Source organism: Microbacterium sp. (assembly GCF_044340635.1).
Taxonomy (GTDB): domain Bacteria; phylum Actinomycetota; class Actinomycetes; order Actinomycetales; family Microbacteriaceae; genus Microbacterium.
In genome coordinates this window covers 62,682-76,159 of record NZ_JBIITF010000009.1, presented here as the reverse complement: position 1 = coordinate 76,159, position 13,478 = coordinate 62,682, and the positions used below count along the sequence as shown (strand labels likewise).

General features: G+C 67.7%; 13 protein-coding genes. 9 read left to right on the top strand and 4 right to left on the bottom strand.

Annotated elements, in window-relative coordinates; all coding sequences use genetic code 11:
- The first annotated feature begins 226 nt into the window (after nucleotides 1–226).
- The 5 genes from ACIQ0W_RS09575 to ACIQ0W_RS09555 all read left to right on the top strand — a co-directional run bounded on the left by ACIQ0W_RS09575 (nucleotide 227) and on the right by ACIQ0W_RS09555 (nucleotide 6,088).
- Entirely contained in the window at nucleotides 227–1,501 is a 1,275-nt protein-coding gene (locus tag ACIQ0W_RS09575) for an ABC transporter substrate-binding protein (protein WP_396642569.1), read from the top strand.
- Between the two features lie 84 nt (nucleotides 1,502–1,585).
- Nucleotides 1,586–2,617 carry a carbohydrate ABC transporter permease gene (locus ACIQ0W_RS09570; protein ID WP_396642568.1) on the top strand — a complete coding sequence of 344 codons (1,032 nt, stop codon included), beginning with the start codon at nucleotides 1,586–1,588 and terminating at the stop codon, nucleotides 2,615–2,617.
- On the top strand, nucleotides 2,614–3,531 hold the full coding sequence (locus tag ACIQ0W_RS09565) for a carbohydrate ABC transporter permease (RefSeq protein WP_396642567.1): 918 nt from the start codon (nucleotides 2,614–2,616) through the stop codon (nucleotides 3,529–3,531). The genes ACIQ0W_RS09570 and ACIQ0W_RS09565 overlap by 4 nt, the downstream gene beginning before the upstream one ends.
- Before the next feature lie 28 nt (nucleotides 3,532–3,559).
- Entirely contained in the window at nucleotides 3,560–5,023 is a 1,464-nt protein-coding gene (locus ACIQ0W_RS09560) for a GH1 family beta-glucosidase (protein WP_396642566.1), read from the top strand.
- Between the two features lie 21 nt (nucleotides 5,024–5,044).
- A complete protein-coding gene (locus ACIQ0W_RS09555) occupies nucleotides 5,045–6,088 on the top strand; it encodes a LacI family DNA-binding transcriptional regulator (protein WP_396642565.1) in 1,044 nt (347 codons plus the stop codon).
- 9 nt (nucleotides 6,089–6,097) lie between these two features.
- On the opposite strand, the gene ACIQ0W_RS09550 is transcribed toward ACIQ0W_RS09555, so the two are convergent.
- The 3 genes from ACIQ0W_RS09550 to purD form a co-directional block, all read right to left on the bottom strand.
- Complete coding sequence (locus tag ACIQ0W_RS09550; RefSeq protein WP_396642564.1) at nucleotides 6,098–6,997, bottom strand: VOC family protein; 900 nt, start codon at nucleotides 6,995–6,997, stop codon at nucleotides 6,098–6,100.
- Between the two features lie 83 nt (nucleotides 6,998–7,080).
- Nucleotides 7,081–8,007, bottom strand: coding sequence for a phosphoribosylaminoimidazolesuccinocarboxamide synthase (locus tag ACIQ0W_RS09545; RefSeq protein WP_396642563.1), 927 nt, complete (start codon nucleotides 8,005–8,007; stop codon nucleotides 7,081–7,083).
- Between the two features lie 37 nt (nucleotides 8,008–8,044).
- Complete coding sequence (gene purD / locus ACIQ0W_RS09540) at nucleotides 8,045–9,316, bottom strand: phosphoribosylamine--glycine ligase (protein WP_396642562.1); 1,272 nt, start codon at nucleotides 9,314–9,316, stop codon at nucleotides 8,045–8,047.
- A gap of 187 nt (nucleotides 9,317–9,503) precedes the next feature.
- Here purD and ACIQ0W_RS09535 point away from each other — a divergent pair, with 187 nt between their 5' ends.
- The 3 genes from ACIQ0W_RS09535 to ACIQ0W_RS09525 all read left to right on the top strand — a co-directional run bounded on the left by ACIQ0W_RS09535 (nucleotide 9,504) and on the right by ACIQ0W_RS09525 (nucleotide 11,631).
- Nucleotides 9,504–9,860, top strand: coding sequence for a sterol carrier family protein (locus tag ACIQ0W_RS09535; protein WP_396642561.1), 357 nt, complete (start codon nucleotides 9,504–9,506; stop codon nucleotides 9,858–9,860).
- A 65-nt stretch (nucleotides 9,861–9,925) separates the two neighbouring features.
- Nucleotides 9,926–10,225, top strand: coding sequence for a potassium transporter Trk (locus ACIQ0W_RS09530; RefSeq protein WP_396642560.1), 300 nt, complete (start codon nucleotides 9,926–9,928; stop codon nucleotides 10,223–10,225).
- 137 nt (nucleotides 10,226–10,362) lie between these two features.
- Complete coding sequence (locus tag ACIQ0W_RS09525; protein ID WP_396642559.1) at nucleotides 10,363–11,631, top strand: DUF222 domain-containing protein; 1,269 nt, start codon at nucleotides 10,363–10,365, stop codon at nucleotides 11,629–11,631.
- A gap of 8 nt (nucleotides 11,632–11,639) precedes the next feature.
- Here ACIQ0W_RS09525 and ACIQ0W_RS09520 read toward each other — a convergent pair whose 3' ends face one another.
- Nucleotides 11,640–12,248, bottom strand: coding sequence for a zinc-binding alcohol dehydrogenase (locus tag ACIQ0W_RS09520; protein ID WP_304689496.1), 609 nt, complete (start codon nucleotides 12,246–12,248; stop codon nucleotides 11,640–11,642).
- A gap of 97 nt (nucleotides 12,249–12,345) precedes the next feature.
- On the opposite strand from ACIQ0W_RS09520, the gene purM reads away from it, so the two are divergent.
- Nucleotides 12,346–13,473, top strand: a complete 1,128-nt coding sequence (purM, locus tag ACIQ0W_RS09515) for a phosphoribosylformylglycinamidine cyclo-ligase (RefSeq protein WP_304689494.1) — start codon at nucleotides 12,346–12,348, stop codon at nucleotides 13,471–13,473.
- The last annotated feature ends 5 nt before the right edge of the window (nucleotides 13,474–13,478 follow it).

Sequence of the window (13,478 nt, the reverse complement as noted above, 5' to 3'; positions counted from 1 at the left end):
GACACCGTTCGTGCCCGGGATGTCCGCGGCGGGTACGCCCGACGCAGGACACCTTCCCGTGTCGTGACCAAACCGTGACTATTCATTTGGGACCGCTCTCTTGATCTCGTGGGAACGCTCTCATAATGTGTCCTCCACCGATGGGAACGCTCCCATGGACCAGATGATTGCGGGAACGACCCCGACGTCACGCGCAGTACTCAACGACCATCACGAAGGAGTGACAGTGAACTCACGCGCCATGCGCCGGAGTGCCGCAATCGTCGCAGCATTCTCCGCTTCCGCCATCGTTCTCGCCGGCTGCGCCGGTGGAGGAAGCGACTCCCCGTCCGGCGACGCCGACGGAAAGACCACGCTCACCATCGCCACGTTCAACAATTTCGGGTACACCGACGCGCTCCTGCAGGAGTACATGGACGAGAACCCCGACATCGAGATCGTGCACAACAAGGCCGCCGAGTCCGGCGACGCCCGTGCCAACTACTTCCAGAAGCTCGGCAAGGAAGGCCTCGCCGACATCGAAGCGGTCGAGATCGACTGGTTCGCCGAGGCCATGCAGTACTCCGACCTGCTCGCCGAGGTGCCCGACAGTGCCAAGGGCCGCTGGCTGGACTGGAAGGAAGCGGGAGCCACTGACGGCGACGGACGCCTCGTCGGCTTCGGCACCGACATCGGCCCGCAGTCCATCTGCTATCGCTCGGACCTCTTCGCTGCCGCCGGTCTCCCGACCGATCGTGCCGAGGTCGCGGCGCTCTTCGAGGGCGACTGGAACCACTTCCTCGACATCGCCGATCAGTACAAGGCCGCCACGGGCAAGCCGATGATCGACTCGGCGAACTCGGTGCTGCAGGGCATCGTCAACCAGATGGAGTACACGTACGACGAGCCCGATGGCACCATCATCGCGACGGAGAACCCCGACATCGCCGACGCCTACAGCCTGGTCGTCGAGCGCGCGATCCCCAACGCGGCCTACGCGGGTCAGTGGAGCGATGACTGGAACGCCTCGATGACCAACGGTGAGTTCGCCGCGATGCTCTGCCCGGGCTGGATGCTCGGCATCATCTCCGGCAACGCGCCCGATGTCACCGGCTGGGACGTCGCCGACGTCTTCCCCGGCGGCGGTGGAAACTGGGGCGGCTCGTACCTGACGGTGCCCGCCAACGGTGCGAATGTCGACGCGGCGCTTGCCCTGGCCGACTGGCTGACCGCGCCCGAGCAGCAGCTCAAGGCGTTCATCGAGGCGGGCACGTTCCCGAGCCAGGTCGACGCCTACACGAACCCGGAGCTGACGGAGTTCGTCAACCCGTACTTCAACGACGCTCCCACCGGTGAGATCGGCGCCAACCGCGCCGAAGCCGTCACGGTTGCCCCCTACAAGAGCGCGAACTACTTCAAGTACCACGACGCTCTGCAGAACGCGGTGACTCGTGTCTTCGACGGTGTCGAAGACCAGACCACCTCGTGGAACACCTGGGTCACCGAGGTCGACGCCTTCTAATGACCGGAAGGGGGCGGGGCGCGCTTTCTCGATAGCTCGCCCCGCCCCCTGACCGCTCTCGACCTCACCGATACGGAGCCCCCCGTGACCGCGACCGAAGCTCGCCCCCGCATCTCATCCGAAGACCCGTCCCCGCCGTCCGCCGGTCGCCCGCGACCAGCCCTGTCGTTCAGGAACAGGCTGAGCCGGTGGGACCTGAAGGTCTCGCCGTACCTCTACATCTCGCCGTTCTTCATCATGTTCGCGATCGTGGGACTGTTCCCCATCGCCTTCACGGCGGTCATCTCTCTGCAGGAGTGGGACCTCGTCCGCAACTCCGGAACGTTCGTGGGTCTCGAGCAGTACATCTGGATCCTGAACGATCCGAAGTTCTGGGTCGCCCTGCGCAACACGTTCAGCATCTTCATCTTGTCGTCCGTACCGCAGTTGCTCCTGGCGTTGTTCATCGCCGCGATGCTGGACCGCAACATCCGCGCCAAGACGTTCTGGCGGATGAGCGTTCTGCTGCCGTTCGTGATGGCGCCGGTCGCGGTCGCGCTCATCTTCAGCAACATGTTCGGCGACAACTACGGTCTCGTGAACAACATCCTGACCAGCATCGGTCTCGACGCGATTCCCTGGCACAAGGATCCGTTCTGGAGCCACATCGCCATCGCGACCATGGTCAACTTCCGCTGGACGGGATACAACGCGCTGATCGTGCTCGCGGCGATGCAGGCCGTGCCGCGGGAGTACTACGAGGCTGCAACGGTGGACGGCGCCAACGCCTTCCGCCAGTTCATCAGCATCACGCTCCCCTCACTCCGGCCGACCCTCATCTTCGTGATCATCACGTCGACGATCGGTGGCCTGCAGATCTTCGACGAGCCGCGCATGTTCGACAACACGGGTCAGGGCGGTGCCGCCCAGCAGTGGTTGACGATCACGCTGTACCTCTACAACATCGGCTGGGGCGAGTTCAACTTCGGCAGGGCCGCCGCGCTCGCCTGGATCCTGTTCGCGATCATCCTTCTCATCGGCTTGATCAACCTGTTCATCACCCGTCGCCTCGTGCGCGACGAGGGCGGTCGCGGCGTCGTCGCGCGTCGCCGACGCCGGAAAGGAGCGCAGCGATGACTTCTGTGGGCACACCACCCCTCGCCATCGTGGAAGAGGGAATCCCGAACGCCCGGGCACGTCGTCGAAACGAGCGCGTCCAGAAGATCCGCGGCGTGCGCGCCGGGGTCTGGGTGTACATCGGCCTCGGCGTGGTCCTGGTGTCGGCCGTCTTCCCCTTCTACTGGTCGTTCTTGATCGGCTCGGGGGACTCCTCGACCATCAACGATCCCAATATGTCGTGGATCCCGGGCGGCAACTTCATCTCGAACGCCCTGGCGGTCGTCGGCGACCCGGCGGTCAACTTCTGGCTGGCGCTCTGGAACTCCATCTTCAGCTCGACCGTGATCGCGGCCTCCGTCGTCGTGTTCTCGACTTTGGCGGGCTGGGCCTTCGCCAAGCTGCGGTTCCGCGGGGGCAAGTGGCTGCTGGCGTTCGTCGTCGCCACCATGGCCGTACCGATGCAGCTCGGGGTCGTGCCGCTCTACATCCTCTTTGCTGACCTCGGTTGGACCGGCAACATCGGCGCGGTCATCATCCCCGCGTTGACGAGCGCCTTCGGCGTTTTCTGGATGACGCAGTACCTGAACCAGGCGGTGCCGGACGAACTGATCGAAGCGGCGCGTGTGGACGGAGCATCCATGATCCGCACGTTCTGGACGATCGGCGTGGTCGCGGCCCGCCCCGCCGCGGCGATGCTTTTCCTCTTCACCTTCGTCGGTGCGTGGAACAACTTCTTCTGGCCGTTCATCGTGCTGGACCGGCAGAGCCCGACCCTTCCGGTCGCGCTGTCGCTTCTGCAATCGAACTATTTCGTCGACTATTCCATCGTTCTCGCGGGCGTCCTGCTCGCAACGATCCCGCTGATCCTGCTCTTCGCCTTCGCCGGCAAGCAGCTCGTCAGCGGCATCATGGCCGGAGCAGTGAAGGGCTAACATGAGCACCGATATCAGGAAGGCCCCCATGAGCATGGCTCTGAACACCGAGCGTTCGTTCCCCCCCGAATTCTTGTTCGGGGCGGCGACGGCCGCCTATCAGATCGAGGGTGCGGCCCACGATGATGGCCGCCGTGACTCGATCTGGGACGCGTTCGCGCGGGTTCCCGGCGCGGTGATCAACGCCGACAACGGGGACGTCGCCTGCGATCACTACAACCTCTACCGGGATGACGTCGCGCTCATGAAGTCCATGGGACTGCAGACGTATCGCTTCTCGACCTCGTGGTCGAGGGTTCGTCCCGACGGCGGACCGCTGAACCCGCAGGGCGTCGACTTCTACAAGCGACTCGTCGACGAGCTCCTCGGCGCCGACATCCTGCCCTGGCTGACCCTCTATCACTGGGACCTGCCGCAGGCGCTCGAGGACCGGGGCGGCTGGACCGTTCGCGAGACGGCGGAACGCTTCACGGAGTACGCCCTCGACATGCACGATGCGCTCGGCGACCGGGTCAACGTCTGGACGACGCTCAACGAGCCGTGGTGCTCGTCGTTCCTCAGCTACACCGCGGGCATCCATGCTCCCGGTCACTACAGCAAGACGGAAGGGATGCTCGCTGCGCACCACCTTCTGCTCGGCCACGGACAGACGGTGCGCGAGCTGCGAGCGCGGGATGCGTCCTTGAACCTCGGTGTCACGTTGAACCTCACGGTGGCCGATCCTGTCGACTCCGCCGATCCGGCCGATCTCGATGCCGCGCGGCGCATCGACGGGCAATTCAATCGGTGGTTCCTCGATCCGATTTTCCGAGGCGCCTATCCGCAGGACATCTTCGACGAGATCGCCGACGATGCTCTGAGGGCGGCGATCCTGCCGGGCGACCTCGAGACGATCTCCACTCCCATCGACACCCTGGGCGTCAACTACTATCACGGCGAGCTCGTCGGGGGTCAGCCTCCCGTGATCCCGCCGACGCCCGGCGATGCGCCCACCGACCGCCGCACCCAGTCACCCTTCCCGTCATCCGAGAACATCTTCTGGCACGACCGCGGGCTTCCTCGCACGCCGATGAATTGGGAGGTGCAGCCCGAGGGTCTGACCCGCCTACTGGTGCGTGTGTGGGAGGAGTATGCCGAACCATCGGGGACGGCACTGTTCGTCACAGAGAACGGCGCCGCCTACGACGACGAGCCGGCGCGGGAAGACGGCGAGGTGCGCGTGCACGACCACGACCGTGCTGATTTCGTGCGAGCGCACCTGGGCGCGACCCTCGATGCGGTCGAGGCGGGAGTGGACGTTCGCGGCTACTTCTACTGGTCGCTTCTCGACAATTACGAGTGGGCATGGGGGTACGAGAAGCGGTTCGGGATCGTCCGCGTCGACTACGAGACGCAGGAGCGGTCGATCAAGGACAGCGGCCGGGAGTACTCTCGGATCATCGCCGCGCGCGCGCTGGACGATGGCACGGCGCTCACCGACGCGGCCGGGTAGATCCGCGGAAGAAGGCACGACATGGTCGATATCGGTACTCGCTCGGCCAGCGGCGCCGCGACGATCGAAGAAGTCGCCGCCGCAGCAGGTGTCTCGCGGTCGACGGTCTCGCGCGTCGTGAACGGCTCGACATCCGTCAGTCCCGCGGCGCTCGAGGCCGTCAACAGCGCCATCCGCGACCTGAACTACGTCCCCAATCGCGCCGCCCGATCGCTCGCGACCCGGCAGACCCATGCCATCGCGCTGGTCGTTCCCGAAGAGACGACCCGCTTCTTCGGCGACCCGTTCTTCGCCGCCATCGTTTCGGGCATCAACGCCCGCATCAGCAGGTCCGACTACGTCTTGAACCTCTTCATCGCGAGCGACGACCCGGGCGACAAGACCACCAGCTACCTCCGCAGCGGCAGCGTCGATGGGGCGATCATCGTGTCGCACCACACGAGCGACACCTTCATCGATCGCATCGCGGCCGTCGTGCCGGTCGTATACGGCGGACGTCCCGTGCGCGCGCGCGAACGGGATTACTACGTCGATGTGGACAACGTGCGCGGGGGTCGTGAGGCCACGGAGTTCCTCATCGAGCGCGGCTACCAGCGCATAGGCACGATCACGGGCCCGCTGACGATGCCCGCGGGCATCGACAGGCTCGAGGGGTTCCACGCGGCGCTCGAAGCAGCCAGCCTGCAGCCCGGTCCCATCGAGGACGGGGACTTCACCGCAGACGGGGGCGCGGCCGCGATAGAGCGGATACTCGCGGCGGGCGACCTTCCCGATGCGCTCTTCGTCGCGAGCGACCTGATGGCGCGTGGTGCTCTCGCGATCCTGAACCGCGCGGGCATCCACGTACCGCAGGACATCGCGATCATCGGATTCGACGACTCACCCGTCGCGTCATCGGTCACGCCCCGTCTGACGACTATGCGCCAGCCCTCGTTCAGCCAGGGCGAGCGGATGGCGGACGTGCTCCTCGACCTGCTCGCCGATCGTGACCCGCCGCGGGTCACGATGCTGAACACCGAGCTCGTCATCCGCGACTCCGTGTCCATGCGGGCGGCCGGGGCCTGACCGGTCGCGTCAGGCGGGGGGAGCGCTCGCCCTCAGCTCGTTCGCCCAGGGATCTTCGAAGCTGACCGAGCGCCCGTCATTGCGCAACGGGGTGCCGTAGTGGGCGAGCCGCTCGGACAGTTCGCCGAGGGCATCGGCGTCGGGCATGGCCAGATCGATGCGGCCGAGGCCGAGGGCGGGACCGCGTCGACCGGCGCCGCGTGAGCCCCACACGTTCATCGCCATGTGGTGGTGGTAACCGCCGGCACTCACGAACAGGGCTTGGTCACCCAGCCGGATCGTGGTGTCGAACCCCAGTCGGCCGACGTAGAACTCCTGCGCCGTCTCGACGTCACCGACCGAGAGGTGCACGTGACCGACGGATGCCGCGTCCCGGGCGGTCGCACCATCCGCCGCCTCCTTGGTCAGATGCTCGCCGAGGAACGCGTTCGGGTCGAGGTACAGCGTCCCCATCTCGATCCGTCCGTGCACCCACGACCAGTCGGTCCGGTCGCGATCCCAATACAGTTCGATGCCATTGCCTTCGGGGTCGGTGAAGTAGAAGGCCTGACTGACCAGGTGATCCGCGGAGCCGGTGAAGGTACCCGGGGCGTGCCGGGCGACGGAATAGAGCGCCGCAGCCAGTGCGGTCTGCGTCTCGAACAGGATGGCCGTGTGGTACAGCCCCGCGGAACCCGGAGCAGCGTGCCGCAGGGCCGGCTCGTAGCGGAGCACGATGATCGGTCGTCCCGCCCGGCCGAGGGTGACGGTCGGGCCCTCGGAGGAGAGCACCTCGAGAGTGACCACGTCTCGGTAGTACCGGGTCATCGCGTCGAGATCCCCGACGAGGAGCGTCACCGCGCCCATCGACGTGTCGTTCGCGATCTTGTCGACCGTCTTGCCGGGCGAGGCCGACCGATGTTCATCCATGCGCACGTACAACCGGTGCACCGAGAGCGTCATTCCCGCGTGCGCCGAGGATCCGCTCGCCCCTCAGGGCCCTCGCCCGTCGGTCAACGAGTCAGTCGCGACAGCAGCTCGCGGTAGCGGTCCGCCGTGCGCACCACGATCTCGTCGGGCAGCTCCGGCGGTTCGCCCGTGCGGTCCCAGTGGGCCGCGAGCCAGTCGCGCACGATCTGCTTGTCGAAGCTCGCCATCCGCTCGTCCGGCGTCCCGCCGCGCTCCCACGCCTCCGCGTCCCAGTAGCGCGAGGAGTCGCTCGTCAGCACCTCATCGGCCAGGCGCAGCACACCTTCGGCGTCGGTGCCGAATTCGAACTTCGTGTCGGCCAGGATCAGTCCGTGCTGGGCGGCGCGGCGCGCTGCGCGCTCGTAGATCTCGAGCGAGGCGTCGCGCAGGGCGTTCGCCGCCCGCTCGCCGACCAGTTCGACCGTGCGCTCGAAGCTGATGTTCTCGTCGTGCTCGCCGAGCTCGGCCTTGAACGCGGGCGTGAAGATCGGCTCGGGCAGGCGGTCGCCGTTCTGCAGTCCCGCGGGAAGGGGGATGCCGCACACCGTGCTGGACGCGCGGTACTCGGCCCATCCCGAGCCCGTCAGGTAGCCGCGAACGACGCACTCGATCGGCAGCATGTCGAGACGTCGCACCAGCATGGCGCGCCCCGCCACCTCGGCCGGGATCCGTCGCACGGGTTCGTCCTCATCCGACAGGGCCGATTCGGGGGCGAGATGGTTCGGAATGGGCGGGCCGCCGTCACCACCCGCGAGCAGGTCAAACCACCACAGGCTCAGCGTGGTCAGCAGCTCGCCTTTGTCGGGGATGCCCGGGGACAGGACGAAGTCGAAGGCACTGACGCGATCGGATGCGACAACCAGCATCCGTTCTGCGTCAGCGCCGTCCGGTGTGTCCGCCGGGACGTACAGGTCCCGCACCTTTCCGGAGTACACATGGCGCCAGCCGGGAAGATCAGAGGTGGGGGTCACGCGACCATTATCCCGTGGACGTGCTGTTGGCGCGGGCTCAGCGTTCGACGACGCCGGCGGCGATGTCCGTGCGGTGCTGCGACCCCTCGAGCGCGATCAGGTCGACGGCCTCGTAGGCGCGGGAGCGGGCCTCAGCGAACGTCGTCCCGAGGGCGACGACGTCAACGACGCGGCCACCTGTCGCGATGAGACCGCCGCCGTCCTGCGCGGTCGCGGCGTGAGCCAGGTGTACACCGTCGACGGATGCCGCGGCATCCAGTCCACCGATCGGCCGTCCCGTCACGGGCGCCGCCGGGTAGCCCTCGCTGGCGACGACGACCGTGATCGCGACCGCCTCGGCGAAGGCGGGCGGGGCGACGTCCTCGAGCGTGCCCGAGGCGGCGGCCATCAGCAGCTCGGAGAGCGGGCTCACGAGTCGCGGCAGCACCACCTGGGTCTCGGGGTCGCCGAACCGCGCGTTGAATTCGATGACGCGCACACCGCCCTCGGTGACGATGAGCCCGGCGTAGAGCAGTCCGATGAAGGGAGTGCCCTCGGCATCCAGGTGCTTGACGACCGGGAGGGCGACTTCGCGCGTGATGAGTTCGACGAACTCGGCCTCGCCGCCGAATCGCTCCGTCAGCCAGGGGAGCGGCGAGTAGGCTCCCATGCCCCCGGTGTTGGGTCCCGCGTCGCCGTCGAGCGCGCGCTTGTAGTCCTGCGCGGGACTGAGCGCGCGCACGGTGTCGCCGTCCGAGATGAAGAAGAGCGAGACCTCGGGGCCGGACAGGTGCTCTTCGACCAGCACGGCGCCCTGAGAGAGATACGACTCGGCGTGCGCGAGTGCGGCGGCCCGGTTGTCGGTGACCAGCACGCCCTTGCCCGCCGCGAGGCCATCGGCCTTGACGACATAAGGTGCGCCGAGGGTGTCGAGGGCGTGACCGACCTCGTCCGGAGTCCGCGCGTGCAGCGCTCGACCGGTGGGAACACCCGCCGCCTCCATGACGCGCTTGGCGAAGGCCTTGGAACCCTCGAGCTGTGCCGCAGCCTTGCCCGGTCCGAAAACGGGGATGCCCCGCTCGCGCAACGCGTCGGCGACTCCCGCGACGAGCGGAGCCTCGGGGCCGATCACGACCAGGTCGATCGCCTCGTCGTTGGCGAAGTCCGTGACCGCGCCCGGAACCACGGGATCGAGGGCGACGATCGTGGCGTCACGGGCGATGCCGGCATTGCCCGGCGCAGCGAAGATCTCATGCCCGACCCCCTCGGACTGCAGGGACAGGATGATGGCGTGCTCGCGGGCACCGGAACCGAGGACGAGGATACGCACCCGCCCAGCCTATCCACGCACTGCCCGGCGCTGGGATGTCCCGCTCTTGTGTCCCGCTCAGACGGACGCGCGTGTTGGGTATTCAGTCTCTCCGTGAGGGGAACCAGCGCGAAGGGCCCTGTTTCCGGGGGCCGGCTCGGGTTGGCTTATCCCAGAGACTGAATAGCGAACGGGCTACCGTGGACACATGCCGCGCGCCATCACCACCGAGGTCGGCCGAGCCGCGCTCGCCGCCGTGCGGGATGCGGGAACCCCCGCCCGCACCGACCTCGCCACGGCCGTCCGCTACCTGCTGCAGTTGCTCACCGAGAAGGCGCCGGGCAACACGGTCGAGGTGCGGATCCCGCCATTCGGCGCTGTGCAGGTCGTGCAGGGTCCGCGGCACACGCGCGGCACACCACCGAATGTGGTGGAGACGGATGCCGCCACGTGGATCGCCCTCGCGACCGGAGCGGAGACATGGCCCCACGCGGTGGCCTCCGGCCGGGTGCACGCCTCCGGCAGTCGGGCGGACCTCGCGAACCTGCTGCCCCTCAACCCCTGATCCCTGTGCCGGACCGGGCTCACGCGACCAGGCCGCACCGTCCGTGTAGGTGCGACAATGGAGGGGTGAGTAACGAAATCGTCGAGGGGCGCGTGCGCCGGGCGCCCAAGTACGGCGTCTTCCTGACGGTGGGCGCGCTGCTCGGGGTCTTGGTCGCCCTCATCCTCACCTTCGTGAACGGTGGAGAAGCGACGAGCCCGTTGACCGAGGTCACGTACTCGCCCACGCAGGTCTTCGGATTCCTCGCCCTGGTCGGCGTCGCCGTCGGTCTGGCCGTCGGGGGCGTCGCCGCGTTGCTGTTCGATCGCGCCTCGCGCCGCCGAGCCCGCACCGTGAGCTTCGATCACGAGACTGTCGTCGACTGATCTCTCGACGCGGCGCTCTGGGTCGATTCGACCGTTGCTTTCGAGATGGAAAAGCTCTCATTTTCCGTTCCGGTTTCGGCGTGATTCGGGGGTTTTTTGAGCCGTGGATGTCGGTGGTCGTCTGTAGAGTTTCGAACATGCATTCGATGACTCGCGATGTTGACGCCAAGGCACGGGACTTCGCGGTCCGCTGCGCTGAGGCGGTGCGTATGGCCGAGCAGGGGCAGGCCGCGCTGGCCCGCGTCTTCGCAGAAGCAGCCGCGGAAGGGATGCAGCGGGTCGCGGAACTCGCCTCCCCCTCGTCACGCGAGGCTGAGCTGCCGTTCCGTTCTTTGGCGGCGGAGATGGCTGCTGCGGCGAACATGTCCGACAGAACCGTGCAACGCCGCATGAACGATGCCGCGGTGTTGGCGGAGTCCTTTCCTGCCACGTTCGCAGCGTGGGACGAGGGACGAATCGGAGGCGGCCATGTTGCGGTGATCATGGAACACGGACTGCCGGTGACGGATCCTGAGGCGCGGGCGATGTTCGAGACGGCAGCGTTGATCCGGGCGGAGGAAACAACGCCCGGGCGACTCGGGGCATCGCTCGCGCGGCTGGCGGAGTCTTTGCAGCCGCGTCCGTTGGCGGAGCGGCACAAGGAGGCACGGGCGTCGCGGGGCGCGTGCGTGCGGGACATCGGCGACGGCATGGCAGAGTTCATCTCCACCCAACCCGCGGTATTGGCGCACGCGATGCACGACCGCATCACGCAGCAGGCCCGAGCGATCCAGGACGCCGACCCCGCCGACAGCCGCACGTTGGATCAGATCCGTGCAGACCTGGTGGCTGACATGGTGCTGACCACGGTCCCGTCCGTCGACATGGGGGCCGGACTATCGGATGGCCAGGGCGGGTTGGGGACGATCCGCGCAATCGTGAACGTCACGGTACCCGCGTTGGCTTTGGCGGGCGTGACGGATGAGCCCGCGGAACTCGTGGGGCGGTGCCCCATCGACCCAGTCACCGCCCGCCAGCTCGCCGGTCACGCGACCGGGTGGGACCGAGTCTTGGCCGACCCGATCACCGGGTGCGTGCTCGCGGTCGATCGCTACACCCCGTCCGCGGACATGAAACGGTTCCTGCGGGCGAGGGATCAGCACTGCCGGTTCCCTGGATGTCGGCAACCCGCGCACCGGTGTGACCGCGATCACACCCTCGACTATGCCCTCGGCGGCGAGACAAGCGTCTGCAACCTCGCCTGCCTCTGCAAACGACACCACACATTGAAAGGCGAAACAGCCTGGACGGTCCGGCAACTCGGTGGCGGGGTCCTCGAATGGACGTCGCCGGGTGGTCACGTCTATATCGACAAACCGCCGCCGGCAATTCACTTCACCCCGAACACGGATCCGCCCCCGTTCTGAGGCAGCGTCTACGCGAGCTCGGCGATGATCGGGTGGATCGCGGCGTCGAAAGCGACGACGTCGCTGCGCAGTCCGTCCGTCACGGCGATCGTGAGCGACCCGATCCACCAGACCCCGCGTTGGGTGAGCGGAAGAACCTGCACGTTGAGTTCGAAAGCGTGTGCGCGCCGCCCGACCTCGCGTTCGTGCTGGGCGATAGCGCCCGCGTAGGCGCGGTACGAAACCCCTGACCTTCCGAGCGAGTCGCCGGCGTGGCGCTCGTGCGCCGCCCGTGCGAATGCGACGGCGCTCGTGTGGGACGCGATGGCCGCCCGCAGGTCGTCGAACCCTTCCACGGGGAGGGCGACGTAGGTTTCGAACCCGTCGACCAGGTCGAGGGGACCCGAAGCGGGGTGAGCCTGCGGCTCGACGGTCATCGCCCAGTATTCGCGCCACTGTCGCTCGAGCCGAGACTGCTCCGCCTCGTCGCGTTCGATGTCGTTGGACGGCAGCCCGCGCAGGGGCGGCAGCTCGTCGGGCCAGCGCACGCCCACGAGCTGGCGCAGCGCAAGGGCCAGGATGACCGCGACGTTCGCATCCTCGCGGATCACCCACTCCGGACCTGCGGCGCTGGGCATGCCGACATTGTAGGTCGCGGTCCCCCCGCCCCTCGACCGCTGGTGCCCGCCCTGGCGACCGGATCCGTCGCCCCGGACGGGCCGGTAGGCTGTGCGGGTGGCCTCAGCCTCGCTCAATCCTTACGCCGCCGCCGGAGTAGACACCGCGGCAGGCGATCTCGCCGTAGAACTCATGAAGTCAGCGGTGCGCGCAACGCATGGTCCCGAAGTCCTCGGGGGCGTCGGCGGCTTCGCGGGTCTGTTCGACGCGCGGGCGCTTCGCGACTTCGATCACCCGCTTCTCGCGACGAGCACGGATGGCGTGGGCACCAAGATCGCGATCGCCCGAGCCATCGACAAGCACGACACCGTCGGGATCGACCTGGTGGGCATGGTCGTCGACGACATCGTCGTGGTGGGTGCCCGGCCGCTGTTCATGACCGACTACATCGCGTGCGGCAAGGTCGTGCCGACGCGCATCGCCGACATCGTCGCGGGCATAGCTCGCGGTTGCGCCGAGACGGGCACCGCGCTCGTGGGCGGCGAGACCGCAGAGCACCCGGGCCTGCTGGCGGACGACGACTACGACATCGCGGGCGCCGCGACGGGCGTCGTCGAGTCCGCGGACGTTCTCGGGCACGAGCGCATCGCCGCGGGCGACGTCGTGCTGGCGCTGGCCTCGAGCGGCCTTCACTCCAACGGCTTCTCGCTCGTCCGCCGCATCATCGCGGACCGCGGGATCTCGTACACCGACAGCGCCGCCGACGTTGGAACGGCCGTGTCGTGGGGTGAGGCGCTCCTCGAGCCCACCCGCCTCTACACGACCCCGCTCCTGCGACTCGTCGACGAATTGCGCCCCGGCGCGGGAGTACACGCCCTCAGTCACGTCACGGGTGGCGGCATCGCCGCGAACCTCGCACGTGTGCTTCCGCAGGGAACGTGGGTGGACGTGGAACGCTCGACCTGGTCGCCGCCGCCGGTCTTCCGCGTGCTCGCCGATGCGGGGCGGATCACGCTCGAGCAGACCGAGGGCACCTGGAACCTCGGCATCGGATTCCTCGCGGTCGTCGCCGCCGATCAGGCCGACGCTGCGATTGCGGAACTCGGTCGCGACGGCATCGCGGCCTGGCCCGTGGGTATCGTGCGCGACGACGCGCTGCCCGAGGGAGACTTCGAACAGGGAGCCAAGGGGGTCGACGGCGGCGCCGTCCGTCTCGTCGGCTCCTACGCGGATGGAGCGAACTAAAACCC